20 protein-coding genes are annotated in these 25388 nt (G+C 71.3%); 8 read left to right on the forward strand and 12 right to left on the reverse strand.

Translation table 11 applies throughout. The features are described 5' to 3' along the window. Positions 1–2: 2 nt before the first annotated feature. A complete protein-coding gene (locus IWH25_RS19170; protein WP_275403828.1) occupies positions 3–125 on the reverse strand; it encodes a hypothetical protein in 123 nt (40 codons plus the stop codon). A 260-nt stretch (positions 126–385) separates the two neighbouring features. Here IWH25_RS19170 and IWH25_RS00435 point away from each other — a divergent pair, with 260 nt between their 5' ends. Next, positions 386–595 carry a CopG family transcriptional regulator gene (locus IWH25_RS00435; protein WP_203387395.1) on the forward strand — a complete coding sequence of 70 codons (210 nt, stop codon included), beginning with the start codon at positions 386–388 and terminating at the stop codon, positions 593–595. A 12-nt stretch (positions 596–607) separates the two neighbouring features. On the opposite strand, the gene IWH25_RS00440 is transcribed toward IWH25_RS00435, so the two are convergent. From IWH25_RS00440 to IWH25_RS00460, 5 genes are read right to left on the reverse strand one after another with little or no spacing between them, the layout of a single operon-like run. Then, positions 608–2080, reverse strand: a complete 1473-nt coding sequence (locus IWH25_RS00440) for a complex I subunit 4 family protein (protein WP_203387396.1) — start codon at positions 2078–2080, stop codon at positions 608–610. Position 2081: 1 nt separating this feature from the next. Continuing rightward, positions 2082–3596, reverse strand: a complete 1515-nt coding sequence (locus IWH25_RS00445) for a complex I subunit 4 family protein (protein WP_203387397.1) — start codon at positions 3594–3596, stop codon at positions 2082–2084. Beyond that, positions 3593–5095, reverse strand: coding sequence for a proton-conducting transporter transmembrane domain-containing protein (locus tag IWH25_RS00450; RefSeq protein WP_203387398.1), 1503 nt, complete (start codon positions 5093–5095; stop codon positions 3593–3595). Before IWH25_RS00450 ends, IWH25_RS00445 begins: the two co-directional genes overlap by 4 nt. Beyond that, entirely contained in the window at positions 5092–8226 is a 3135-nt protein-coding gene (locus IWH25_RS00455; protein WP_203387399.1) for a DUF2309 domain-containing protein, read from the reverse strand. The genes IWH25_RS00450 and IWH25_RS00455 overlap by 4 nt, the downstream gene beginning before the upstream one ends. A 51-nt stretch (positions 8227–8277) precedes the next feature. Further along, a complete protein-coding gene (locus tag IWH25_RS00460; protein WP_203387400.1) occupies positions 8278–9729 on the reverse strand; it encodes a complex I subunit 4 family protein in 1452 nt (483 codons plus the stop codon). 105 nt (positions 9730–9834) lie between these two features. Here IWH25_RS00460 and IWH25_RS00465 point away from each other — a divergent pair, with 105 nt between their 5' ends. The 5 genes from IWH25_RS00465 (at position 9835) to IWH25_RS00485 (ending at position 16016) form a co-directional block, all read left to right on the forward strand. Then, positions 9835–10143, forward strand: coding sequence for an acylphosphatase (locus tag IWH25_RS00465; protein ID WP_203387401.1), 309 nt, complete (start codon positions 9835–9837; stop codon positions 10141–10143). Positions 10144–10216: 73 nt separating this feature from the next. Continuing rightward, entirely contained in the window at positions 10217–10816 is a 600-nt protein-coding gene (locus IWH25_RS00470; protein ID WP_203387402.1) for a peroxiredoxin, read from the forward strand. A gap of 144 nt (positions 10817–10960) precedes the next feature. Continuing rightward, positions 10961–11797, forward strand: a complete 837-nt coding sequence (locus IWH25_RS00475) for a substrate-binding domain-containing protein (RefSeq protein WP_203387403.1) — start codon at positions 10961–10963, stop codon at positions 11795–11797. Next, positions 11794–15114, forward strand: a complete 3321-nt coding sequence (locus IWH25_RS00480) for an EAL domain-containing protein (RefSeq protein ID WP_203387404.1) — start codon at positions 11794–11796, stop codon at positions 15112–15114. The genes IWH25_RS00475 and IWH25_RS00480 overlap by 4 nt, the downstream gene beginning before the upstream one ends. 251 nt (positions 15115–15365) lie before the next feature. After that, the gene (locus tag IWH25_RS00485; protein WP_203387405.1) at positions 15366–16016 is read left to right on the forward strand and encodes an OmpW/AlkL family protein; all 651 of its coding nucleotides are present in this window, start codon (positions 15366–15368) and stop codon (positions 16014–16016) included. Between the two features lie 193 nt (positions 16017–16209). On the opposite strand, the gene IWH25_RS00490 is transcribed toward IWH25_RS00485, so the two are convergent. The 5 genes from IWH25_RS00490 to IWH25_RS00510 all read right to left on the reverse strand — a co-directional run bounded on the left by IWH25_RS00490 (position 16210) and on the right by IWH25_RS00510 (position 22078). Next, entirely contained in the window at positions 16210–16707 is a 498-nt protein-coding gene (locus IWH25_RS00490; RefSeq protein WP_238998967.1) for a WbuC family cupin fold metalloprotein, read from the reverse strand. Continuing rightward, positions 16704–16955 carry a hypothetical protein gene (locus IWH25_RS00495; protein ID WP_203387406.1) on the reverse strand — a complete coding sequence of 84 codons (252 nt, stop codon included), beginning with the start codon at positions 16953–16955 and terminating at the stop codon, positions 16704–16706. Before IWH25_RS00495 ends, IWH25_RS00490 begins: the two co-directional genes overlap by 4 nt. A gap of 19 nt (positions 16956–16974) precedes the next feature. Beyond that, positions 16975–20448, reverse strand: a complete 3474-nt coding sequence (gene dnaE / locus IWH25_RS00500; RefSeq protein ID WP_203387407.1) for a DNA polymerase III subunit alpha — start codon at positions 20446–20448, stop codon at positions 16975–16977. A gap of 125 nt (positions 20449–20573) precedes the next feature. Then, positions 20574–21377 (reverse strand): response regulator, encoded by an 804-nt coding sequence (locus IWH25_RS00505; RefSeq protein ID WP_203387408.1) that lies wholly within the window; start codon positions 21375–21377, stop codon positions 20574–20576. Positions 21378–21502: 125 nt separating this feature from the next. After that, positions 21503–22078, reverse strand: coding sequence for a flavodoxin family protein (locus IWH25_RS00510; protein WP_203387409.1), 576 nt, complete (start codon positions 22076–22078; stop codon positions 21503–21505). A gap of 150 nt (positions 22079–22228) precedes the next feature. Here IWH25_RS00510 and IWH25_RS00515 point away from each other — a divergent pair, with 150 nt between their 5' ends. Continuing rightward, positions 22229–23146 (forward strand): LysR family transcriptional regulator, encoded by a 918-nt coding sequence (locus tag IWH25_RS00515; RefSeq protein ID WP_203387410.1) that lies wholly within the window; start codon positions 22229–22231, stop codon positions 23144–23146. Positions 23147–23254: 108 nt separating this feature from the next. Continuing rightward, a complete protein-coding gene (locus tag IWH25_RS00520; protein ID WP_203387411.1) occupies positions 23255–24289 on the forward strand; it encodes an amidohydrolase family protein in 1035 nt (344 codons plus the stop codon). A 108-nt stretch (positions 24290–24397) separates the two neighbouring features. Here the strand turns inward: IWH25_RS00520 and IWH25_RS00525 are convergent, their stop codons facing one another. Then, complete coding sequence (locus IWH25_RS00525; protein ID WP_203387412.1) at positions 24398–25228, reverse strand: hypothetical protein; 831 nt, start codon at positions 25226–25228, stop codon at positions 24398–24400. Positions 25229–25388 lie beyond the last annotated feature (160 nt).

The raw sequence follows: 25388 nt of genomic DNA on the forward strand, positions 1-25388 counted from the left end.
CGTCAGTGCAGTCGGTCGGACGGATCGTCGTCCTCGTGTTCGTCGCGGCGACGGCGCGAAAGGATGGCGACGATGACGATCACCGCCGGAATGATCGTCGCCAGGAGCATCAGGTCGAGACCCACCGGGACCTCCGCCGCGCAGCGCGGACAATGCGGACAAAAAAAACCGCCCCGCGGGGCGGGGCGCGAAGACCTGTCGCCGGGGCTGCCGCGCAAGGCGTGCGGCAGGCGGAAAACAGACCGGGCTAGTACGCAACACACTAAACCGACTGCTATTCTATTTAAAACGCGTTTGCCTGCAATTTGAATTTGATTCAAATTCAATTACAATGCGGCCACGCGCGCGCCCTCCGCGTCCGCGCGCCGCAACACGGAGCACATGCATGGAAAACCGGACTGCCAGACTGACCATCCTGATCGACCCGCGCAAGAAGAAGATCTTCGAGGAGATCTGCGCGGCGCACGACCTGACGCCGTCGCAGGTGGTGCGCAAGCTGATCCGCCAGTACATCATCGACAACGCCGAAGGCCGCGAGCTGCCGGACTGGCTGACCGGCCCGGCGCGCACGCGCGGCGACGGCGACGCCGGCTGAGCTGCCCGCCGCTCAGGACAGGCGCGCCACCCACAGCTCCGCCGCCGGGCGGATCGCTTCGAGCAACCACGACGGCCACAGGCCGAAGCCGACCAGCAGCAGCGCGAACAGCAGCGCGACGGCGAACTCGCGCCGCGTCAGATCGTCGGCCTCGTCCGCCGGCCCCGGCCGCAGCGGCCCGAAGAAGGCGCTGCGGTACGGCGCCAGGAAGGCGGCGGCGGCCACCACCAGGCCGAACAGCGCGGCCAGCGCGGCGCCGCTGTGCGCCGGCAGCGCCGCGACGAGAATCAGGAATTCCGCCGGGAAGCCGCTGGTCCCCGGCATCCCCATCCCCGCCAGCCCGAACAGCAGCAGCAGCCCGGCCAGCCGCGGCATGCGCCGGCGCAGCCCGGACAGCCGCGCCAGGTCGCTGCCGCCGAGCCGCCGCTGCAGCGCGGCGAGCAGCAGGAAGCTGCCGCCGGTGGCGAGCGCGAAGCCGAGCAGCAGCAGCACCGTGCCCTGCACGCCGGCGACCGAGAACGAGGCCAGCCCGAGCACCGCCAGCCCGACGTGCGAAACGCTGCCGTAGGCCAGCGCGCCGCGCAGGTTGCTCTGCGCCAGCGCCGCCACCGCGCCGTAGAGGATCGCCAGCGTGCCCAGCCCGGCAAGCAGCCAGTGCAGCTCGCGCGCGACCAGCGGCGACAGCGGCAGCGCCAGCCGCAGCAGGCCGTAGGCGCCGAGCTTGAGGCCGACCAGCAGCGCCGTCACCGTCGCCGGGGCGCCCAGCGCCAGCGACGGCAGCCAGGTGTGCAGCGGCACGAACGGCACCTTGACGCCGAGGCCGATCAGCAGCAGCAGGAACACCGCCAACTGCACGCCGCGCGGCAGCGCGTCGGGGGCGAGCGCGAGCAGCGCCGGCAGGTCGAAGCCGAGGCCGCTGGCGGCGGCGAGCAGCAGCAGCGCGAAGAGCAACGGCACGCCGCCGGCAAGCATGATCAGGAAGTAGCGTGCCGCCGCCGCACGACCGGCGGCGCCCAGCCCCCACAGCCCGATCAGGAAGTACAGCGGCAGCAGCGCGAACTCCCAGAAGACGAAGAAGAGCAGCGTGTCGAGCGCGCAGAAGACGCCCAGCGTGGCGCCCTCCAGCAGCAACAGCAGCGCGTAGTGGAAGCCCGGCGCCGGGCGCGGCGCGCGCGCGCCGGCGACGATCGCGGCGGCGAAGAGCAGCGCCGTCGTCGGCAGGAAGAACAGCGACAGGCCGTCGACGCCGACCCGGTAATGCACGCCGATGCCCGGGATCCACAGCCGCTCCTCGAGCAGCTGGAAATCGCCGCGAGCCGGATCGAACAGGCCGACCGCGGCGAGCGCCGCGAGCAGCGTCGCGCCGGCGGCGGCGATCGCCAGCGCGCGCGCGCCGCCGCCGCGGGCGAGCAGCAGGCAGCCGGCGGCGCCGGCGAAGGGCAGCGCCAGTAGCAGGCTGAGGATCGGGAAGGCGCCCGCCGCCATCTCAGCCGCCTCCGAAGCGCGCGGCGGCCGCCTGCGTCGCCGCCTCGGTCAGCTGCAGCCAGGGCTCGGGCAGGAAACCCGCGGCCAGCAGCACGAACAGCGTCAGCCCGCCGAGCAGGTACTCCATCGGCCGCACGCGCTCCGCCGCGGTGCGCTCGCCGCCGTCCGGCGCCGGCGCCAGGAAGGCGCGCTGGAAGGCCCACAGCAGGAAGCCGGCGGCGGCGACGTTGCCGAGCGCGGTGGCCACCGTCGGCAGCGCGCCGAAGCGCTCGATCGCCGCCTCCAGCACCAGGTGCGCGGCGTCGAAGCCGGGCGTGCCAGGCATGCCGACGATCGAGAAGCCGCCGATCAGGAAGGCGATGGCGATGAACGGAATGCGCTCGAACAGCCCGCCCAGCTCGGCCAGCTCGGCGGTATGGGTGCGCTTGAAGACGAAGGCGACCATCAAGAGCAGCACGGTCACCGCGAAGCCGAAGTTAACGGCGAGCAGCAGCGCGCCCTGCACGCCGAGCGGATGCAGCGTGAACAGGCCGATCACGATCAGGCTGGTGTGGCTGACCACGGCGAAGCCGAGCAGGCGGCGCAGGTTGGTCTGCAAGAGCGCCAGCGCCGCGGTGAAGAAGACGCCGGCACCGGCGAAGGCGACCACGTAGGGCTGCCAGGCGAGCACCGCGTCCGGCGTCAGCGGCAGCACGTAACGCAGCATGCCGTAGATGCCGACCTTGATCCCGAGCATCAGCGTCGGCGCGATCGCGATCGTGCCGTGCTGCGCCATGTCCGGCAGCCAGCCGTGCAGCGGGAACAGCGGCGTGCGCACGGCGAGCCCGTAGAAGAGCAGGAAGAAGGCGGCCGACTGGAACCTGCCGAGCGGCGGCGTCAGCGCCAGGTCGAACAGGTCGAAGCTCCACAGGCCGCCGGTGGCGTCGGCGTGCCCCCAGCCGAGCACCAGCACGCCGCCGGCGAAGAGCAGCCAGCCGAAGCCCTGGTACTGCAGGAAACGCGAGAAGGCGAGGTCGCCGGCGTCGCCGGCCGCCCACACGCGCAGCAGGTAGGCGACCAGCGCCAGCTCGAAGGCCGAGGCGGCGGCGAACCACAGCAGGTTCACGGTGACCAGCATGGTCATCAGCGCCGCCTGCGCGAGCAGGATCACGACCAGCAGCGAGGCATGCGGCATCCTCTCGCGCGCCGGCTCGTAGAGCGACAGCAGCAGGCCGATCAGCGCTGCGACCAGCACGAACAGCGCGGTGACGCCGTCGGCGCCGGCGTGATAGGCCAGCCAGTCGGCGCGCTCGGCGAACTGCAGCGCCGCCGAGCTCGCGTCGAGGCCGCGGTAGAGCAGCACCGCGAGCAGCAGCTCGCCGAGGAAGACGCCGCGCGCCAGCGCCACCGCCCACGGCCGGCGGCGCAGCGCGTGCAGCACGACGGCGCCGGCCAGCGGCAGCAGCTGCAGCAGCGCCAGCAGCGGCAGGCCGGCATGCCGGGTCCAGTGCAGTTCTTCGAGCAGGACGGGGGTCATAGGATCACCGCGAAGGTCGCCATCACCATCAGCATCAGGTAGCGCGGCTGCTCGAGCAGCCCCTCGAGCGCCTTCAGCACCTCGCCGGCGCGCTGCAGATGGCGCAGCGCGTCGCCGCCGCCGTGCAGCACCAGCCGCGTCTCGAAGCGCTGCAGCAGGTTGGAGAGTTGCGTCAGCGCACGCCCGGCGAGGCCGGCGGCCGGCCCGTGCGCCTCGTCCGGCGTACCGAGCAGGCGCTCGATGACGCGCACGTCGAGCGCGCGCACGTCGCGCCCGAGCGCCAGCGTCGGCCGCTGCAGCAGCGTGCGCGCCAGCGCGTCGAGCCAGAAACGCTGCAGCGCCGCGGTGTAGAGCGGCATGCTGGCGGCCAGCGGCGCCGGCAGCGCCGCCGGCCGCGGCGCCAGCTGCAGGTAGGACGGCGCGAGCAGGAACTGGTAGGCGCGCCACAGCGCGTGCAGCGCCAGGTGCCAGGCGGCGAGCGTGGTCCAGCCGAGGCCGCAGGCGAGCACCATCAGCCCGACCTGGGTCACCGTCGCGAAGGCCAGCGCCGTCTTCACGTCGCTCGCGGCGCGTCCGCACAGCCAGCCGTAGAGGGCGCTCGCCGCGCCGGCCAGCGCCACTGCCGCCGCCATGTCCGGCACCTGCTGCAGCAGCGGGTTGCAGCGGATCAGCAGGAAGACGCCGGCATGCACCAGCAGCGCGCCGTAGAACACCGCCGACGACGGCGTCGGCCCCTCCAGCGCGCGCGCCAGCCACGGCGTGAACGGCAGCTGCGCCGACTTCGCCAGCGCGGCGACGACCAGGCCGAGCGCCAGCATGCGCGCCTTCACCGTCTCCGGCAGCGCGCCGCCGGCCAGTGCCGGCCATTCGACCGAGCCGAGCCACCAGTAGGCGAGGCCGATCGACAGCAGGAAGCCGGCGTCGCCGATGCGGTTGGCGACGAAGGCGAACAGCGCGTTGCCGGTGGCCTGCGGCCGCTCGTCGGCGAAGCCGATCAGCAGCCACGAGGCGAAGCCGCACAGCTCCCAGCCGACGAAGGCGAGCACCGCGTTGCCGGCGAGCACGATCAGCAGCATGCCACCGAGGAACAGCTCGAGGCCGAGGAAGAAGCGGTGGAAGCCGGGCTCGCGGTGCAGGTAGTTGATCGAGAAGGCGACCGTCGCCCAACCGACGAAGGCGACCAGCAGGCCGCTGCCGAGCGCCGGCGCGTCGAGCGTGAAGGAGATCGGCACGGCGATGCCGGGAGCGCCGAACCAGTCGCCGAGCACGACCTGCCCCGGCGCACCGGCCACCAGCGCGACGGTGCCGAGCGCGGCGAGCAGCAGCAGCGCGCCGAGCGCGGCACCGCGGGCGAGCGCGGCGGTCGGTCCCTCGCCGGCATCGCCGGCGACACCCTGCAGCTGGCGCAGCGCGATCAGCAGCGCCGCCGCCAGCGGCAGCGCCGGCGCCAGCCAGACGAGGCCGGCCCATTGCGCGAGCAGTTCGACGGCGACGCTCATGGCGCCGGCTCCAGCAGCGCCGGCGGCAGCGGCTCGCGGTGGTCGCCCAGCCAGGCCGCCGACGAGGGCGCGCGCGGCACCGGCGCGCCGTCGCCGTGCCACGGCAGCCAGCCGCGCACCGGGTCGAACGAGAACAGCGCACCGCTCGCCGGCTCCTGCACCGCGACGTTGATCCAGCCGTTGCCGATCAGCTCGGCGAGCGGCGGCTGCCGCGCGTAGATCGCGGCGACCGTCTCGCGCGTCTGCTCGAGGACGACCAGCAGGCGCATCGGCTCGTGGATCTCGATCATCTGCCGCGGCAGCCCGGTGCGCAGGTCGGAGGCGGTGCCGTCCATGACGCCGACGAGGCCGGCGAGGTTGTGCGCGATCTTGCTGCCGCAGCCGAAGCGCAGGTTGTCGACGGTCGAGAAGTAGTACTCGAGCGCAATGCCGGCGCCGACCGGGCCGGCGGCGAGCAGGATCGCCTCGAGCACGGCGCCGTCGGCGTCGCCGTCCGGGTCGTAGGAAATCAGGAAGACGCGGCGGTCGAAGAAGGCGCCGCGGCTCATCGCACGGCGGCCGATGAAGGCGGCGGCGACGGTGGCGTGGCCGAGTTCGGGGCGCGCCTGCGACCAGTCGTGGCGGCGGCCGGCGAGGTGCGCGAGCGCCTGCGCCGGCGCCGGTGCCGGCGGCGCCGAGGCGAAGCGCCGGCAGCGCTCGACCGCGTGCCGCGCGAGCGCCTCGGCGAGATCGCCGCAGAGCGCGGCGAAGCGCTCGCGGTGGCGCTCCGGCAGCAGGTCGGCGTCGAACCAGGCGAGCGTCTCGTCGCCGGTGTTGTGCTCGGCGCCGAGGAAATGGCAGTCGTCGGGGATACGGAGGCCGCGCGCAGCGAGGCCGGCGCGCACTTCCGGCCGGTTGGCCATCGCCGCCAAGGCGCGCGCGTTCGGCCCGCCGTGGCGGCCGGAGCAGGCGCCGCAGTCGTAGGCGGCGAGGTGCGGGTTGTTGGCGCTGTTCGAGCCGTGGCCGACGATGACGACCAGCGGCGCGAAGTCCCGGGTCAGCCCGATGCTGACCAGGAAGCCGGCGACGCGCGCGACCTGCTCTTCGTCGGTGAAGCCGGCGCGCGGCGGCGCGGCGGCCGCGTCGGCGGCCGTCAGCGCCAGCCGCGTCGGCACCGTGCCGTCGAAGCCCTCGCGCCAGCGCTGCTGCCAACGCCCCAGCGTCGTCGGCGCCAGCGCCTGCAGCGCCAGCGCACCGGCCGCCAGCGGCGCCGCCAGCGCGGTCAGCAGCGGCGCGGCGAACAGGCCGTCGCGCGTCGCCCCGTGCAGGCGCTGCTGCCATTCGAGGCGCAGCGAACGGCGCCGCGCGTGCGCGTCGGCGAGCGCTTCGGCCCCGGCGCGCGGCAACTCGCGCACTTCGTTCGCCGGCGTCACCACCACCGGGCACAGTGCCGTCGGCGCCGCGTCGTCGAGCCCGCGCCACCACATCGGCACGCCGAAGAAGCCGGCGGCGCCGAAGGTCTGCAGCGCCGGATTGACCTCCTCCAGATGCCGCCGCGTCCCCTCCTCGCGGTCGTCCATGCAGAACACCAGCTGCGCCGCGGCGCGCCCGCCGCCGGCCGTGCGGCGCCCGTGGTTGGCGGCGAGCGCGGCGTAGATCTGCCGCCGGTAGTTTTCCTCGTAGGCGAGCAGCCAGACGTAGCCGCGGCGGTCGGGGTCGAGGTCGGCGGCGGCCAGCAGCGCCTCGGCGCCGGCGCGGCCGGCGGCGGCCAGCGCCGCGGCGTCGATGCCGAGGCGCTGGGCGAGGACGAACAGCGGCCAGCGCCGGTCGGACGCGGCGGCCGCCGCCGGCGCCGCGCTGGCGCGCTCGGCCAGCTGCTCCCAGTCGTGTGCCGATGCCGCCTCGCCGTCGATCAGCCGCTGCGCAGCCTGCGCGTCGGCCTCGCTCAAGCCGCCGGAAAAGCGCGCGTGGCGCACCCACAGCTCGGCCGGGTGGGTCAGGAAATGATCGCCGAGCTCGGAGAGGAACAGCGGCAGCCCCCAGGTGCGGCGCACCAGGTCCTCGCAGCACAGGCGCTCGAGCACGAGGCGGACGGCGAGGTAGTCGGCCATCGCCACCGGCGCCGGCTCGCCGGCGCCGCCGTGCCGGTCGCGCCACAGGAACATGCCGGACCAGCCGGGCAGGTCGAGCGCCAGCCGCTGCAGGTAGTCGCCCCAGTGGGTCTCGTTCGGGCCGAGGTGGATCAGTTCGCGGGCGATGACGTCCACCGGGTCGTCCGGCAGCGCCGCGATCTCGTCGCGCGCGGCGACCAGTTCGGCCAGCTCCCAGCCCCAGTCGACGCCGGCGCTGGCGCGCCACGCGGCGTAGAAGCCGCCGGCGCGCGCCGGGTTGCGCCAGCCGGCGACGCCGAGGTCGAGGTGCGCGGCGAGCTGGCGGATCAGCAGCGGCCGCACCGTCTCCAGCACGTCCTCGCCGGTCAGCCGGGCGAGCAGCGCCGCCAGCGTCCACTCGCGGCCGACCCGCGACGCGAGTTCGTGCCACAGCCCGCGCACCGCCTGCCGCCATTCGGCCGGGACCGCCGGCGGCGGGAAGAAGGCGGCGAAGCGGACGTCGTCGCCGGCTGGCGCCGGCGTCGCGGTGCCGAGCAGCGCATCGGCCGCCGCCCACAGCGCGCGCAGCGCCGCCGTCTCGTCGCCGGCGGCACGCAGCCGCGCGGCCGCTGCCGGCGACAGGTGCGGGCGGCGGCGCAGCAGCGCGCCCTCGTCCTGCAGCCAGGCGATGCGTGCCGCCGACGGCGGCGACAGGTCGTCGCGGAAGGCTTCGTGCAGCACCGCCCGCCGCGTCAGCGCCGGCCAGCCCGGCACCGGCGCGTCGGGCGCCGGCAGCGCCGCGGCGAAGGCGGCGTCGAGGTCGGCCGGCGCGATGCGGCCGGCGGCCAGCCAGGCGCGGCACTGCGCCGCCTCGGCCCACGGCCGGGCGCCGGTGAGGCGTGCCGCCTCCGCCAGCGCCTCCGGGAACGGCAGGTGCTGCAGCCCGTGCAGCGTGTTGTGGTGCACGAAGTTGCGGATCGGCGCCTGCGCCGGCAGCACGTGCTCGAGGTGCTCGATCCAGCCGGCGAGGCGCTCGCGCAGCGCGTGCCCGCTGCCGCTCATCGCGCACCTCCCGGGAGCGGCGGCGGCAGGCTGGGCGCAGTCCGTGCCATGTCAGCCGCCGAACAGGCGCGCGAGCTCGCGCAGCGAGGCCGCCGAAACGGCCAGCAGCGGCGCCGGCCACAGGCCGGCGACAAGGATGCCCGCGGCCAGCGTGCCGGCGGCCAGCCCTTCGCCGGGACCGAGGTCGGCGAGCGTCGCCGCGTGCGGGCGGCCGCCCAGGCACAGGCGGCCGACGACGCGCAGCGCGTAGGCGGCGCTGATCAGCACGGCCAGCGACAGCAGCGCGACCCAGCCCTGCCAGCGGCCGAAGGCGCCGATCAGCACGTGCAGTTCGGCGACGAAGCCGGCGCCGGCCGGCAGCCCGGCGCCGGCGAGGAAGGCGAAGGCGAGCAGCGCCGCCAGCCGCGGCGCCTGCGCCGGCAGCGCGCCGATCTCGTCGAGCTGGCGCGTCTGCGTGCGCTGGTAGAGGATGCCGACGAGCAGGAACAGCAGCGCCGCGGCAAGGCCGTGCGCGGTCATCTGGTAGACGGCGCCGGCCAGCCCGGTGACGTTGAGCGCGGCGATGCCGAGCAGCACGACGCCCATGTGCGCGACCGACGAGTAGGCGACCAGCCGCTTCAGGTCGCTCTGCCGCCAGGCGAGCACGCTGCCGTAGATGAGCGAGACCAGCGCCAGCGCGGCGAGCGCGTCCTGCAGCGCCAGCACCGCCGCCGGCAGCGTCCCGGCGGCGCGGATCAGCCCGTAGCTGCCCATCTTCAGCAGCACGCCGGAGAGCAGGATGGAGACCGGGCTCGGCGCCTCGACGTGCGCCAGCGGCAGCCAGCCGTGCAGCGGGAAGACCGGCATCTTGACGCCGAAGCCGATGAACAGGCCGGCGAAGATCAACAGCTGCGTCGCCGGCGGCAGGCTGCGCCCGCCCTCGGCCATGTCGGCCATCGCGAAGCTGTGGCCGGGCGCGGCGTCGTAGAGCAGCAGCAGCGCGACCAGCATGAACACCGAGCCGCCCAGCGTATACAGCACGAAGTTGAGCGCCGCGCGGTGGCGCTGGGCGCCGCCCATGCGGTCGATCAGGAAGAACAGCGGGATCAGCGTCAGTTCCCAGAAGACGTAGAACAGCGACCAGTCGCGCGCCAGGAAGACGCCGAGCATCGCCGATTCGAGCACCAGCAGCAGCGAGAAGTAGAGGCGGGCGCCCTTCCTGAGCGCCCCCGAGGCGAGGACGGCGACGACGCAGAGCAGCGTCGCCAGCAGCAGCATCGGCAGCGAGATGCCGTCGACGCCCAGGGCGAAGCTGGAGCCGACGCGCGGGTTCCACGGCCGCGTCTCGAAGAACTGCTGGCCGGCGTTGCCGCTGTCGAAGCCGGCGGCGACCCACAGCGCACAGGCCAGGGTGAACAGGGCGGCGGCCAGGGCGACGCCGCGGATCAGCGCCGGGCGGCGCGCCGGCAGCAGGGCGACCAGCAGGGCACCGGACAGGGGCAGCAGTAACAGGGTTTTCAGCACCGACGCTACCCGAGCCCTCGCATGCCGTGTCTCCTCCTTGCGGTTATCCTTTTGATGTCCGACGATTATGCCAGCACCCGGCCCCCCGGCGAAGGAACCCCCGATATGAGCACGCAGCCGCCCCCCGCCCCCGCCCGCGAAACGCGCCGGCTGCGCGTCTATGGCGTCGTCCAGGGCGTCGGCTTCCGCTGGTCGCTGTGCGCCGAGGCGCAGGCGCTGGGGCTCGTCGGCTGGGTGCGCAACCGCCGCGACGGCAGCGTCGAGGCGCTGGCGCAGGGCGAGGCGGCGGCGGTTGCGGCGCTCGTCGCCTGGGCACACCGCGGTCCGCCGGCGGCGCGGGTCAGCGCCGTCGAGACGGAGGCGACTGCCGCCGACCCGGCGCTGACCGATTTCGTACAGTTGCCCACGGCATAGCCGGCGCTTTCCCGGCGACGGGAATTCGCAGTATGCTGGCGCCCCCGCAACAACCCCAATCAAGGAGAAAAGAATGGCCGTCCTGGTCGGAAAACAAGCCCCCGATTTCACCGCTACCGCGGTCTTCGGCAACAACGAGATGAAGCCCCTGAAGCTGTCGGACTATCAGGGCAAGTACGTGGCGATGTTCTTCTACCCGCTCGACTTCACCTTCGTCTGCCCGTCCGAGCTGATCGCCTTCGACCATCGCCTCGACGAGTTCAAGAAGCGCGGCGTCGAAGTCATCGGCGTCTCGATCGACTCCGAATTCACCCACCTCGCCTGGAAGAACACCCCGGTCGACAAGGGCGGCATCGGCCAGGTCCGCTACCCGCTGGTCGCCGACATCAAGCACGAGATCTGCCGCGCCTACGACGTCGAGTTCGCCGCGGCCGGCGTCGCCTTCCGCGGCTCCTTCCTGATCGACCGGAATGGCGTCGTCCGCCACCAGGTGGTCAACGACCTGCCGCTCGGCCGCAACGTCGACGAGATGCTGCGCATGGTCGACGCGCTGCAGTTCACCGAGGAGCACGGCGAGGTCTGCCCGGCCGGCTGGCAGAAGGGCAAGAAGGGGATGACCGCCTCCCCCGACGGCGTCGCCCGCTACCTGGCGGAGAACGCCGAGGCGCTCTGATCGGTCCCCGGCGCTCCGGACAAGCCGCCTGCGGGCGGCTTTTTTGCGCGCCGGATTTGCCATCCGGGGAACCGGATTGACCGAAATCAAAGCCCACCGATTGGCGCAATTACACAATGCGGAAACATTTTCTCCGCATATGCCATGGCGCTTCGCCCCCTCCGCTGGCTCGCCCTGCTCCTCCTGTCGGCGCTGACGGCGGCGACCGCCACCGCGCCGGCGGAGGAGCGCGGCGGGCTGCGCCTGGCCGCCTCGCCGACGCTGGCGTCGCTCGCCGCCGAGGTCGTCGAGACGGTGCACCGCCAGGGCGGCCGGCTGGCGCTCGGCATCGCCGGCAGCGAAGTCGCGCTGGAGCAGCTGACCGCCGGCCGGGTCGACGCGGCGCTGGTCGCGCGGCCGCTCAGCGAAGCCGAGTCGCGCCTGCTCGACGGCCGCGTCGTCGGCCATGACAGCCTGCTGCTGGTCGTCCACGAGCGCAACCCGCTGGACAAGATCGACGCGGCGACGGTGCGGGCGATCTTCGCGCGCGAGGTGACCGACTGGAACCAGATCGGCGCCGGCAACGGCGGCGCCATCGTGCCGGTCACGCGCGGCCCCGGCAACGGCACGCGCACGGTGCTCGACTCCGCCTTCGGCGTCGGCCGCGCGGTCAGCGCCGGCATCGTCGAACTCAACTCCAACCTGGCGGTGGTGCTCTACGTCACCGCCGACCCGCAGGCGATCGGCTACGTCTCGGCCGGCGCCTACGAACGCGCGCGGCAGCGCGGCCTCGGCATCAAGGCGGTGCGCCTCGGCGGCTTCACGCCGAGCGCGCAGTTCTGCGTCGGCAGCCATTACCCGCTGTGCCGCCCGCTGCTGCTGGTGAAGCGGCGCAGTACGGCGCCGACGCGGACGCAGGCGCTGCTCGAAGGCGCGCTCGGCGGACCGCTCGGCGACGACCTGTTCGTCCGCCACGGCTTCGCACCGGCGGCCGCGCCATGAGCGCCACCGCCCGCTCCCGCGCGCAGTCGCTGCGCACCCGCCTGTGGGCGTTCTTCTCGGCGCTGTGCCTGTTCATCGCCGTCGGCGCGCTGCTCAACCTGCACAACCTGCGCGCCGACCAGCAGTTCCTCGAGAAGAGCCTGATCCCCAACCTGCTCGCCGAACAGCGTGCCGAGAAGCTGCGCCAGATCGTCGTCGACATGATGCGCATGGTGTACCAGGCGAGCTTCGAGCGCGACGAGGCCTTGCTCTACGAGGCCGGCGCGCAGGCGGCCGCGTTCTTCGACGCGCACGAGGCGCTCGGCATGCAGCTGCGCGCGCTGCCGGCCGACGGCCCGAACTACGCGCAGACGCTGGCGCACCACGGGCGCATCGGCAACAGCTTCCGCCACGTCACCAGTTCGGCGCTGTCGCTGCTCGCCGACAGCCCGCGCAGCGGGCGGGCGACCGAGGCCGACCTCGCCAACCTGCGCTTCTCGACGGCAGCGCTGACCGACGAGCTGAGCCGCTTCGTCGGCATCCTCGCCAGCGACATCGACGAGGTCGTCGCGGCGACGCAGCGGCGCATCGCCCAGGCGCGGCAGCAGCAGCTGGCGTCGATCGCCGTCGCACTGCTGGCGATGGGCGCGTTCTTCGTCTTCCTGTCGTCGCGGCTGGTCGGCCCGACGCGCGCGCTGTTCGACTTCGTCATGCGCGCCAAGCACGCGCCGCTGGACGTCGCCGAGCGCTACCAGGGCAGGCACGACGACGAGATCGCCGCGCTCGGCACCGGCATCAACACGTTGCTCGACCGGCTGCAGGAAGTCGGCGTTTCGCGCGACTTCGTCGACCGCGTTTTCGACACGGCGCCGCTGGCACTGCTGATCGTCGGCCCCGACCAGCGCATCCGGCGCAGCAACCTGAGCGCGCGCGAGCTGCACGGCGCCAACCCGGACGGCGAACGCATCGAGCAGCTGCTGGTGCACGGCGAAGGCAGCGAGGAGAACGAGGGCCTGTGGCGCAGCGCCGACGGCCGCGGCGTACCGGTGCTGGTGTCCACCGCCGACATCTTCGACCGGCAGATCGGCGGCGCCGGGCTGGTCATCGGGCTCGCCGACCTGTCGCTGCGCAAGCACACCGAGAATGCGCTGCGCCGGCGCGAGCGGCTGCTGCAGGCGGTCGCCGCCGCCGGCAGCCTGCTGCTGACGCGGCGCGACGACAACCCGATCCCGGAGACGCTGCGCCTGGTCGGCACGGCGATCGGCGCCGACCGCGGCAACCTCATCGAGGTGCATGCCGGCGGCGACGGCGGCCCGTCGCTCGCCAGCCTGCGCCATGAATGGTGCGCCGACGGCATCGAGTCCTTTCTCGGCCGCCAGGAAACGCTGAACATCGACTGGCAGCGCACGCTGCCGCGCTGGCACGCGGCGCTGACCGCCGGCCGGCCGTTCACCACCACCTTCGACGAAGCCGGCGATAGCGAACGGGAGTGGCTGGCCGTGCGCAACATCGCCTCGGTGATCGCGCTGCCGATCCGCCTCGACGGCGCGCTGTGGGGGCTGATCGCGTTCTGCGACACGCACCAGCCGCGGCGCTGGGAGGAAGGCGAGAGCGAGGTGCTGCAGACCGTCGCCGCCGACATCGGCCACCTCATCCTGCAGGAGCAGGCGCTGTCGCAGCTGCGGCTGTCGGCCCGGGTCTTCGCCGAGAGCGGCGAGGCGATCGCGGTGACCGACGCGCGCGGCAACTTCGTCTCGGTGAACCGCGCCTTCAGTGAAGTCACCGGCTACGCACCGGCCGAGGTGCTCGGCAAGAACCCGCGCCTGCTGCAGTCGGGCCGCCACGACCGCGCCTTCTACGCGGCGATGTGGCAGCAGATGGCGGCGACCGGCGGCTGGCAGGGCGAGGTCTGGAACCGGCGCAAGTCGGGCGAGATCTACCCGGAGTGGCTCAACATCTCGGCGGTGCGCAGCCCGGCCGGCGAGATCACGCACTACGTCGCGATCTTCTCCGACATCACCGAGCGCAAGGCGGCGCAGGCGCGCATCGAATACCTGGCGCACCACGACCCGCTGACCGGGCTGCCCAACCGCTCGCTGCTGCGCGAGCGGCTGGAGCAGGAAATCGGCCGCGCGCGCCGCAACGAGAACAAGGTCGGCGTGCTGTTCCTCGACCTCGACCGCTTCAAGACGGTCAACGACTCGCTCGGCCACGCGGTCGGCGACCGCCTGCTGCGCGAGGTCGCCAACCGGCTGCGCGGCTGCCTGCGCGAATCCGACGTCGTCTGCCGCCAGGGCGGCGACGAGTTCATCGTGCTGCTGCCCGAGCTGAAGACGACCACCGACGCCGCGCACGCGGCGAAGAAGATCATGGAGGCGCTCGCGCACCCGATCGACGTCGGCGAGCAGCTGGTGCACACCTCGTTCAGCATCGGCATCGCGCTCTTCCCCGAGGACGGCCACACCACCTCGGCGCTGCTGAAGGCGGCCGACCTCGCGATGTACCACGCCAAGGAGAGCGAGCGCGGCAGCTACCGATTCTTCACCGCCGAGCTGAACGCGCGCGCGGTCGAGCGCCTGGAGCTCGACGGCAAGCTGCGCGACGCGCTGCGCCTCGGCGAATTCGAGCTCTTCTTCCAGCCGCAATGGTCGCTCGCCGACGGGCGGCTGACCGGGGTCGAGGCGCTGGTGCGCTGGCGCAACGGCGGCGGACTGATCTCGCCGGCGCGCTTCATCCCGGTCGCCGAGGACAACGGCCTGATCATCCCGCTCGGCGCCTGGATCCTCGAGGAGGCCTGCCGCACCGCGGCGCGCTGGCGGCGCCAGGGACACGACCTGACAGTGGCGGTGAACGTCTCGCCGGTGCAGCTGCGCCGCGACGACATGGTCGCCCGCGTGCGCGACGTACTGGCGCGCAGCGGGCTGCCGGCGCACGCGCTGGAGCTGGAGATCACCGAGTCGCTGATGATGGGCGACGACCTGCCGGTGCTCGACATGCTGGCGGCGCTGAAGGAACTCGGCATCAAGCTGGCGATCGACGACTTCGGTACCGGCTATTCCAACCTCGCCTACCTGAAGCGTTTCAACGTCGACCGGCTGAAGATCGACCAGTCCTTCGTCCGCGACATCGACCGCAAGCCGGACGCCGCAGTGATCGTCAGCGCGGTGATCGGCATGGGCCGCCGTCTCGGGCTCAACACGCTGGCCGAGGGGGTCGAGACCGAGGCCGAGCGCACGGCGCTGCTGCACGCCGGCTGCGACGACGTGCAGGGCTACCTGCTCGGCCGCCCGATGCCGGGCAAGGACCTCGACGCGCTGCTCACCCGCCAGCTCGCCTGAGCGCGGCCGGCCCCGCTTCCCTTCCCGTTTCCCCGCCGCGCGCCGACCTTCCGGCGACGGATGGTGCAGCACAACATCTGCAACACCCTTTCCCGATCAACACGTTGTGATAGATCGCCACCTCTCAAAAATCAAAAAATGTTGCCGCACATCAAAATCCGTTGACTTAGATCAAAACCTTACGGAGCGTAGGGCTATACCCTCCCTAGCAATCAAAATTACTTATTAACCAACCGATCAGGGAGATCACCATGCATTCCAGCCTGAAGCTTCTCGCCCTCTCGGCGGCGCTTGCCGCCGCCCTGCCCGCCGCCGCGCAGCAAAGCGCGGAAGGCAACTGGCTCGTCCGCGTGCGCGCCGTGCACGTCGACACCGCCAACAAGTCGTCGGCGATTCCGCTGCTCGCCGTGCCGTCGAACGCGATCCACGTCGAGAACAAGACCATTCCCGAGCTCGACATCAGCTACTTCTTCACCAAGAACATCGCCGCCGAACTGATCCTGACCGTGCCGCAGAAGCACGACGTCAAGGTCACGGGCAGCGCCCTCGGCGCCTTCAAGGCGGGCAGCTTCTACCTGCTGCCGCCGACGCTGACCGCGCAGTGGCACTTCAACCCGGACGGCGACTTCCGCCCGTACGTCGGCGCCGGCATCACCTACTCCGACTACTCGGCTGTCAAGCTGAGCGTTCCCGGCGTCGCCAAGCTGAAGCTCGACAACGACTACTTCGGCCCGGCGGTGCAGGTCGGTTTCGACTACAAGCTGACGAAGAACCTGTTCCTCAACCTCGACGTGAAGAAGGCCTACGTGCGCAGCGACCTCGAAGCGGAAGGCCTGGGCAAGGTTTCCCGCGTCAAGGTCGACCCGCTGCTGATCGGCGTCGGCCTCGGCTGGCGCTTCTAAGCGCAGTACGCGCAGCCCCGGCAAGCTGCCGGGGCGATCGGGTGCCGCGCCGGCGCCGGGGGGTTGCCGGCGGCAAGCACAAGGGTCGGGCCGCAAGGCCCGGCCCTTTTTTCATGCGCGACAGGGGAGGAAGGGAAGGCCGGGGTCAGCCGCCGCCGAAGGGGATTTCTTCGCGATGTGCAATGCACATCGCTCAGGCAGCGGGAAACAGCGCCTGCAGCTGCCGCCAGTAGCCGACGGCCGCGGGTTCGCCCTCGGCCGGCGCCCACGGCGCCTTCTCGGCCGAGGCGAGCGGCCGGTAGGGGCCGGACTTGGCCTCGAAGATGATCGTCCCCGGCGCCAGCGCGACGACCGTGTGCCAGGTGCCGTGCGCGATGTCGATGCCGAGCCGGTCGCCGCCGGCAGCCAGCCGCCAGGTCTCGGCGACCGCACCGGCGTCGTCGAAGCGGATCACGCCCAGCTCGCCGCGCAGGACGAGGATGGTCTCGTCCTTCAGCGGATCGACGTGGCGGTGCGGCGGCAGGTAGGAATCCGGCTCGATCGCGTTGAGCAGCCGGTGCGCCGGAAAATCGTCGGCCGGGTGGAAGTTGTGGTTGGCGCGCCGGCGCGGCCGCGCCGCGGCGTCGGCGGCGACCGCGTCGAGCAGGTCCCGGTCGATCAGGCGCACTTGCACGACACCTCCGGCGCTCACTTCAGGTTGTTCGCCGCCATCGACAGCGCGGTGTTGCCGACGAAGCCGACCCGGATGTTGCGCTGCTCGTCGCCCCAGACGCACTGGCGGACGCCGATCACCTCGTCGCAGCGGCTCGGCTGGCCGAGGATGGCGACGATCTCGTCGTAGCTCTGGCCGGTTTTCAGGCGGTTGTAGTTGTCCATGTTCACCTTGCTGCACGCGGCGAGCAGGAGCGAACAGAGCAGGAGGATCAGCGAACGGCGCATCGGCGGTCTCCGAAAGGGGTTATTGGTAACGGATTTCGACCGCTTCCGCGCTCAGCCATTCGCCGAGCGCGTTGAGCAGTTCGTCCTCGAGGCGGACGCGGGCGCCGTCGCCGAGCGCCAGTTCGCACTGCGCCTCGCCGTTGCGGTAGGCGAGCCGCACCGGACAGACGCCCGGCGTGTAGGCGGCGAGCAGCGTCTTCAGCCGCTGCGCGGCGGCGCGATCGTTGCTGACCTGGCCGTTGAGCGACAGGCGCAGCTCGCGCGCGAAGCGGCCGCGGGCGTCGGCCAGCGTCATGATGCGCTCGGCGGTGACGCGCACCTTGCCCTCGCCGGCGAAATCGTCCTTCGACACCTTGCCCTCGACGACCAGCACCTCGTCCTCGCGGATCTTGCCGCGCTCGGCGTCTAGCACCTCGTTGTAGACGGCGACCTCCTGCGGCGCAGTCCCGTCGTCGAGCGTGACGAAGGCCATCTTGCCACGCGTGGTGAGCTTGGTGCGCGTCGCCGTCACCAGCCCGGCCATCAGCTGCAGGTCGCGCGACGGCTCGAGCTTGTCCAGCGTGCGCCGCACGAAACGGCGGACCTCGGTCTTCACCGCGTTGAACGGGTGGCCGGAGAAGAAGAAGCCGAGCGCGATCTTCTCTTCCATCAGCCGCTGCTTCTCGTTCCAGCGCGCCACCTCGACGTACTGCGGCGCGTGTTCCTCGGCCGCTGCCCCGATGTCGAAGAGGCCGGCCTGCATCGCGTTGCGCTCGGCCTGCTCGGCCCATTCCATGGCGATGCCGACCGAGGCCAGCAGCCGCGCACGGTGCGCCTCACCGCCGTCCCTGGCGTCGATCGCGTCGAAGGCGCCGGCACGGATCAGCGCCTCGATCGTGCGCCGGTTCACCAGCCGCTTGTCGACGCGCTTGCAGAAATCGAAGAGGTCGACGAACGGCCCGCCGCTCCTGCGCGCCTCGAGGATGCAGTCGACCGCCTGCTGGCCGGTGCCCTTGACCGCGCCGAGGCCGTAGCGGATGGTCCTGGCGTCGACCGGAACGAAGCGGTAGTCGGATTCGTTGACGTCCGGGCCGAGGACGGTGATGCCGTTCTTCACGGTGTCTTCGTAGAAGATCTTCACCGTGTCGGTGTTGTCCATGTCCGAGGACATCGTCGCCGCCATGAAGGCCGCGCAATGGTGCGCCTTCAGCCACGCGGTGTGGTAGGTGACGACGGCGTAGGCGGCGGTGTGCGACTTGTTGAAGCCGTACTCCGCGAACTTGGTCATCAGGTCGAACAGCTGCTCGGCCAGCGCCGGATCGTAGCCCTTCTTCCTCGCGCCCTCGGCGATGGTCTCGCGGTGCTTGGCCATCTCCTCGGGCTTCTTCTTGCCCATCGCCCGGCGCAGCATGTCGGCGCCGCCCAGCGTGTAGCCGCCGATGATCTGCGAGATCTGCATCACCTGTTCCTGGTACACGATGACCCCGTAGGTCGGTTCCAGGCAGGCCTGCAGATCCGGATGGAAATAATCGATCTTCTGCTGGCCCTTCTTGCGCAGGATGAAGTCGTCCACCATCCCCGAGCCGAGCGGGCCGGGACGGTAGAGCGCGAGCACGGCGATGATGTCCTCGAAGCGGTCGGGCGCCAGCTTCTTGAGGAGCTTCTTCATGCCTTCCGATTCGACCTGGAAGATCGCCGTCGTATTGGCGTCCTTCAGGATCTGGTAGGCGGCCGGGTCGGTGAAGGGCAGCGCGTTGAGGTCGGGCTTCGTGCCGGTGAGCTGCTCGACGTAGCGCACGGCGAGGTCGATGATGGTCAGGTTGCGCAGGCCGAGGAAGTCGAACTTGACCAGGCCGACCTTCTCGACGTCGTCCTTGTCGTACTGCGAGACCACCGAGGCGCCGCCGTCGGCCGAGTAGAGCGGGCAGAAGTCGGTCAGCTTGCCTGGCGCGATGAGCACGCCGCCGGCGTGCATGCCGACGTTGCGGGTCAGGTCCTCGAGCTTGCCGGCGAGCTCGAACAGTTCCTTGACCTCTTCCTCGGCCTCCATCTTCTCGCGCAGCTGCGGCTCGACCTCGAGCGCCTTCGACAACGACAGCGGCTTGTTCTGCTCGACCGGGATCAGCTTCGAGAGCGAGTCGCAGAAGTTGTACGGCATGTCGAGCACGCGGCCGACGTCGCGGATCACCGCCTTCGACGACATCGTGCCGAAGGTGGCGATCTGCGACACCGCGTCCTTGCCGTAGGCCTCGCGCACGTACTCGATGACGCGCCAGCGGTTGTCCTGGCAGAAGTCGATGTCGAAGTCGGGCATCGACACCCGTTCCGGGTTGAGGAAGCGCTCGAACAGCAGCGCGTACTGCAGCGGGTCGAGGTCGGTGATGCCGAGCGAGTAGGCGACCAGCGAGCCGGCGCCGGAACCCCGGCCGGGACCGACCGGGACGCCGTTGTTCTTGCCCCACATGATGAAGTCGGCAACGATCAGGAAGTAGCCGGGGAAGCCCATCTGCACGATGGTGTCGGTCTCGATCTTCAGCCGCGCGTCGTAGGCCGGGCGCTCGCGCTGGCGCACCTCGGGGTCGGGGAAGAGCTGCGCGAGGCGCACTTCCAGCCCCTTCGCCGCCTCGTTGCGGAGGTGGTCGTCGAGGGTGACGCCCGCGGGGGTCGGGAACAGCGGCAGGTAGTTCTTGCCGAGCGTGATCTCGAGGTTGCAGCGGCGCGCGATCTCGACCGAGTTCTCGAGCGCCTCGGGCAGGTCGGCGAAGAGCTCGGCCATCTCCGCCGAACTCTTGAAGTACTGCTCCTCGGTGAACAGCTTCGGCCGGCGCGTGTCGCCGAGCACGTAGCCCTCGGCGATGCAGACGCGCGCCTCGTGCGCCTTGAAGTCGTCGCGGTCGAGGAACTGGATCGGGTGCGTCGCCACCAGCGGCAGGCCGAGGTCGGCGGCGAGGTCGGCGGTGGCGGCGACCAGCGCCTCCTGCTGCGCATGGCCGGCGCGCTGCACCTCAAGGTAGTAGGCGTTCGGGAACATCTCCGCCCAGGCCCTGGCGCGGCCCTCGGCGAGCGGCCGGTTGCCGCCGAGCAGCGCCTCGCCGACGTCGCCCAGCGCCGCGCCGGAGAGCGCGATCAGGCCGTCGACGCCGACTTCCTGCAGCATCAGCCGCGACACTTCGGCACGGCCGCGGGTACGCGGCGCCAGTTGTGCACGGGTGAGAATCTCGCACAGCTGCAGGTAGCCGCTGCGGTTCTTGCACAGCAGCAAGAGGCGCGACGGGCGGTCGGGGTCGGCCTCGTGCGTCAGCCAGACGTCGGCGCCAAGCACCGGCTTGACGCCCTTGCCGCGCGCCGCGGTGTAGAACTTGACCAGGCCGAAGAAATTGTTGAGGTCGGTCAGCGCCAGCGCCGGCATGCCGTCGGCGACGGCGCGGGCGACCGCGTCATCGATGCGGACGATGCCGTCGGTGACGGAGTACTCGCTGTGCAGGCGGAGGTGGACGAAGCGCGGGTCGGACATAGACCGCGAATTTTACCCCTTCGCGTCGCCTCGCCGACGGCCAAGTTGACGCCGCGGCGGCAAGCCCCTGAAAACAAAAACGAAGATATTTCCGGCCGCAAGCGGGTGGCGGCGGCAGCGCCGGCTCAGCTCTCGCGGCCGGCCAGCGCCCGCTCGATCAGGCGCTTGATCGTCTGCGGCTCGAAGGGCTTGTCGCAGATCGCCGAGACGCCGGCCTGCTCGACCGCCGCCAGCCGGCTCATGTTCGACTCGCTGGTCACCATCAGGATCGGTACCGAGCTCTGCCAGCTCTGCTGGCGGATGTACTCGACCAGCGCGCGGCCGTCCATCTCCGGCATGTTGTAGTCGGTGATCACCAGGTCGACCATCGTGTCGGCGAGGATCGCCACCGCCTGCTTGCCGTCCGCCGCCTCGATGAACTCCTCGATGCCGAGGTTGCCGAGCACGTGGCGGATGAAGTGGCGGGAGTTGGCGCTGTCGTCGACCAGCAGCACGCGCAGGCGCTCGAGGTCGGCATCGACCTCCAGCATCTCGTGCGGCTCGATGAGGTCCGTCGCCGCGCGCAGCGCCTTTTCCAGCTGTGCCGGCGAAAACGGCTTCGGCAGCAGCGCGCAGGCGCCGGACTGGCGGATCGGGTTGAGCACCTGCGGCCGCGTCTCGCTGGAGATCAGCACGAAGGGCTGGTCGGCCAGCGCCGGTTCGGCACGCAGCGCATGGATCAGGTCGACGCCGGTCATGTCCGGCAGGTAGAAGGCGCTGACGGTCAGCGACGGCGGCCGCTCGCGCAACCGCGCCAGCGCCGCCGCGCCGCTGTCGACGACCTCGACGCGCGTGACGTCGAGGCCGGCGAGCTGGTCGCGGATGATGCGCGCCTGCACCGGCGAGGGTTCGACGAGCAGGACGCTGAGATCGTGGTACGAAGCGGACATGAGAAGGCTCCCGGCAGGCCCGGCGCGGGCCGCGATGCCGGAACTATACCGCGAGCGGCGGGCACCGAGGCCCGCCGCCGGTCCGCCCGCCGCTTCCGCAGGGCGGCGAGGCGAGCCCGCGGCGCTCAGTTGCGCCCGCGCCGCAGCGCCGCCGCCGTCTCGGCGACGCGCGCGCCGAGGTGCGTGGCGGTCTTCAGGTCGCTCTCCAGCATCGCCTCGGCGCCCTGGTCGGCATTGGCCTGCGCCATCGCGCCTATGAAGCCGCCGAGCCGGTTGAGGTCGTGCACCGAGCCCTGCGAGTTGTTGTTGCCGGGCATCAGGCCGAGGCCGGCCCACAGCATGCCGTGCTGGTTGGCGAAGACCATCATCTGCAGCAACGTCGCCAGCTTGTCGCCGGACTGCGACGCCGAGGTGGTGAAGCCGGCGGCGAGCTTGTCCTTCCACGCCTGCGTGAACCAGCGCTTCGAGCTCGCGTCCATGAACTCCTTGAACTTCGCCGAGGCACTGCCCATGTAAGTCGGCGCACCGAAGACGATGGCGTCGGCGGCGTCGAGTTCGGCCCATTGCGCATCGTCGAGCGCGTCGACGGCGTAGAGCTTGGCGCTGGCGCCGGCCACCGCGGCGGCGCCGGCATGGACGGCTTCGGCCTGGCGCTGGGTGTGGCCGTAGCCGCTGTGATAGGCAATGGCGATCTTGGTCATGAGGGAGGTCTCCAGGGGGTCGTGATGGGGAACGCGCGCGATGCCGGCCATGAAAGGATGCCGATTCAACTTCGCTCACGCTTCGCGCCAGCTTAAACAGGAGACAAACCACCTTCCAGCGATATAAATTAACGAAAAAGGTGAATTGAATTGAACATATCCCTGGACCTCCTCCAGTTGCTCGACGCGATCGAGCGCCGCGGCAGCTTCGCCGCGGCGGCGCAGGCGCTGCACCGCGTGCCGTCGGCGGTGACGCACGCCGTCGGCAAGGCCGAGGAACAGCTCGGCTATCCGCTGTTCGAGCGCGTCGGCCGCCGCGCCGTGCTCACCGAAGCGGGCCGCAGCCTGCTCGACGGCGGCCGGCCGCTGCTCGAGGCGGCGACCTTCCTCGAACGCCGCGCCCGGCAGGTGGCGAGCGGCTGGGAGGCCGAGCTGCGCATCGCCGTCGACGCGCTGATCCCGGCGAAGCGTCTCTACCCGCTGATCGAGGCCTTCTACGCCGCAGGCCACGGCACCGAGATCCGCCTGTCCAGCGAAGTCCTCGCCGGCTGCTGGGACGCGCTGCTCGGCGGCCGCGCCGACCTCGCCGTCGGCGCACCCGGCGACCAGCCGCCGGGCGGCGGGCTGACGACGGCGCCGCTCGGCGAGGTCGACTTCGTCTTCGCGATCGCGCCGACGCACCCGCTCGCCGCCGAACCCGAGCCGATCCCCGCCGAGCAGATCCGCCGCCACCGCGCGGTGGTCCTCGCCGACACCACGCGCGGCCTCGCCGCGCGCAGCGCCGGCCTGCTCTCCGGCCAGCGCGCGCTGGTCGTTCCCGACTTCGACGCGAAGGTCGCCGCGCACGCCGCCGGCCTCGGCGTCGGCCACCTGCCGCGCGCGCTCGCCGAACGCGAAGCCGCCGCCGGCCGCCTGGTCCTCCGCGCAACGGCCGAGCCGCGGCCGCCGATCGGATTGCATCTGGCGTGGTGCAGCAGCCACCGTGGCCAAGCCTTGCAGTGGTTCCGGGAGCGGCTGTGCCGGCCGGAAACGCGGGCGGCGCTGCTTGCCGAGGCGCTGGTGGCCTGAGCCGCAGCATCCCTTGACCCTATAATTTCCGGCACGCAACACCGCAGCGCCCCACGTTCCCGAACTGACACGCCCGGCCGGCCGCCGGCGGCGAAAGGAATCCCGATCGTGAATCGACGCAGATTTATTGGCCATGCCGCCGGCTTCGCGCTGGCGCTATCGTTCCCCGCCACGATGTTCGGGCAGACCGACGGCGCCGCCGCCAGGCAGCGCACCCTCGCCGCCTGGCAACGCCGCCTCCGCGCGATACTGGCGCGCGGGCGGCTGCCGATCATCGACATCGAAGCGACCTACGTTGCCGGCAAGACCAACGTCGCGCTGATGATCGACAGGATGGACGAACTCGACGTCGCGCAGATCGCGTTCGCCCCGGCCTTCGCCGCAACCGGCCAGCCGGCGCTGGACCTGCATCGCGACCACCCCGAGTACTTCATCCCGACGACCAGCAGCGGCGAATTCCCGCGCTGGTGGACCGATCCGCTCGCCTTCGTCAGCGGGGTCCGGGAGGACCTGCAGACGGGCGGCTACTTCATGATGGGCGAGCACGAGTTCCGCCACTATCCGTCGCCGGAGCAGGTCGCGGCGGGACAGTCGTTCCGCGACATCTCGATACCGCTCGACGGGCCGGCCGGGCAGGCGCTGTTCCGGCTGAGCGAGGAAACCGGCGTGGCCTTCCAGCTGCACTACGAAATCGAAGACCGGCTGATGCCGGCGCTGGAGGCGATGCTCGCGCGCCACCCGCAAGCGAAAGTCATCTGGTGCCATCTCGCGATGATCCGCTACCCGGACCGCGCGACGGCCTTCGGCCCGGAACGCGTCGACGCGCTGATCGAGCGTTTTCCGGGGCTGCACTTCGACCTCGCGGTTCCCGACCCGGCGCACGTCTACCGCCCCTCCGGCGAGCGCGATGCGCGGCTGTTCACGGATGGACAGCTGGACGCGCGCTGGCGCGCCCTGATCGAAAAGCACCCGGAGCGCTTTCTCGCGGCGAGCGACTACCGTCCGCCGGTCGAGCAGCACTACCGGAACAGCATTCTCCGCCAGCGGACGCTGATCCTCGATGTGTTGAGCGAACGCGCCCGCCACCTGGTCGCCTACGGCAATGCATGGCGACTGGTCGCGGGAATGCCGTGGGTTGCCTGAGCGGCAGCGGCCGACAAGGCAATCAACGCGGGCAGCGCGTCGCCCAGGCGCACCCCAAGAGTACTTCTTCGTAATGCGCTGAGCGCATTACTCAGGCGGACGGCCCCGCTACTCCCCCGGGCCGGCCTTGCGCAACAACTCGTTCGGCCGCATGGGGTTCCGATAGCCGCCCGCAGCCGCGTCGTAGGCCTCGTAGGGCATGTTGTAATTGCGCCCCGTCTGCGAATCGTGCATGCGTTCATACCCCATCGTCGCCTCCTGCCGCGCCTGCGAGATGCGATCTTCCGACAGCCCCTTCTGACGCCACGACTCGATCAGGCCCGAGTTGTCGAGCGGGTTGTTGCGCGGGAGCATGACGCGGTCAGCCCCGGCGACCTGACGCGGGTTGGTGACGACGATGCTGTGCGCCACCGCCGGCAGCCAGGTCCTGACCTGCTCCCAGGTGCTGGCGGGCGACTGGTAAAGGGTCATCGTCGCGTAATAGCGGCCATAGGCCGAGCTGACGCCGACCGTGGCATTCATGCGTACCGGGATGCCCTGATAGGTCGCGGCGATCTCATACTCTTCGACACGCCACGGGGCGAGGATTCCGGGCTGATCCCTGAGCCGCCGCGCCTGCGTCACGCGTGCCGACGGATTCACCTGGCGCAGGGTCATCGCCAGGAACTGCGGCGGCGACATGTCGCCGAAACCGCCCGCCAGGAGCGCACTCGAAACGAAGGTCGCGCGGCCCGGCGCGAAAAGGTCCACGCCGTTGGTCGTCTCGTTCATGCCCCAGCCCCGGGGCGCGGACCACCGGAAATACTGCCCCTGGTGGAACTCGAGGACCGGCCGGTCCAATGCCCTGGCCTTCGAGGCGCCTGGCTCGCCGGAAAACGCGAGCGAAGCGAATACGACGGCGCAGCATCCGAGGGCAATGCGGATCAACGATAGCGTCATTTGCCTTTTCCGAATGGGTGACATCCACGGCATGAGCATACACTTGGCACCCTTGCGCGTATGCTTTCAACGCCCTCTGTCAGTCGCTGCTTCCGGCCGGCACCAGCCCTCACCCACCAGCCCCCGTCGTTTCCCCTGAAAATACAGGCACGGCCGCCCG

Source organism: Azospira restricta, assembly GCF_016858125.1.
In the GTDB taxonomy this organism is placed as follows: domain Bacteria; phylum Pseudomonadota; class Gammaproteobacteria; order Burkholderiales; family Rhodocyclaceae; genus Proximibacter; species Proximibacter restrictus.

Bases quoted from the DNA above. Each gene is read 5' to 3' on its own strand.
- IWH25_RS00435 (WP_203387395.1), top strand. From the start codon at position 386: ATGGAAAACCGGACTGCCAGACTGACCATCCTGATCGACCCGCGCAAG.
- IWH25_RS00440 (WP_203387396.1), bottom strand. From the start codon at position 2,080: ATGGCGGCGGGCGCCTTCCCGATCCTCAGCCTGCTACTGGCGCTGCCC.
- IWH25_RS00445 (WP_203387397.1), bottom strand. From the start codon at position 3,596: ATGACCCCCGTCCTGCTCGAAGAACTGCACTGGACCCGGCATGCCGGC.
- IWH25_RS00450 (WP_203387398.1), bottom strand. From the start codon at position 5,095: ATGAGCGTCGCCGTCGAACTGCTCGCGCAATGGGCCGGCCTCGTCTGG.
- IWH25_RS00455 (WP_203387399.1), bottom strand. From the start codon at position 8,226: ATGAGCGGCAGCGGGCACGCGCTGCGCGAGCGCCTCGCCGGCTGGATC.
- IWH25_RS00465 (WP_203387401.1), top strand. From the start codon at position 9,835: ATGAGCACGCAGCCGCCCCCCGCCCCCGCCCGCGAAACGCGCCGGCTG.
- IWH25_RS00470 (WP_203387402.1), top strand. From the start codon at position 10,217: ATGGCCGTCCTGGTCGGAAAACAAGCCCCCGATTTCACCGCTACCGCG.
- IWH25_RS00475 (WP_203387403.1), top strand. From the start codon at position 10,961: ATGGCGCTTCGCCCCCTCCGCTGGCTCGCCCTGCTCCTCCTGTCGGCG.
- IWH25_RS00480 (WP_203387404.1), top strand. From the start codon at position 11,794: ATGAGCGCCACCGCCCGCTCCCGCGCGCAGTCGCTGCGCACCCGCCTG.
- IWH25_RS00485 (WP_203387405.1), top strand. From the start codon at position 15,366: ATGCATTCCAGCCTGAAGCTTCTCGCCCTCTCGGCGGCGCTTGCCGCC.
- IWH25_RS00495 (WP_203387406.1), bottom strand. From the start codon at position 16,955: ATGCGCCGTTCGCTGATCCTCCTGCTCTGTTCGCTCCTGCTCGCCGCG.
- dnaE (WP_203387407.1), bottom strand. From the start codon at position 20,448: ATGTCCGACCCGCGCTTCGTCCACCTCCGCCTGCACAGCGAGTACTCC.
- IWH25_RS00505 (WP_203387408.1), bottom strand. From the start codon at position 21,377: ATGTCCGCTTCGTACCACGATCTCAGCGTCCTGCTCGTCGAACCCTCG.
- IWH25_RS00510 (WP_203387409.1), bottom strand. From the start codon at position 22,078: ATGACCAAGATCGCCATTGCCTATCACAGCGGCTACGGCCACACCCAG.
- IWH25_RS00525 (WP_203387412.1), bottom strand. From the start codon at position 25,228: ATGACGCTATCGTTGATCCGCATTGCCCTCGGATGCTGCGCCGTCGTA.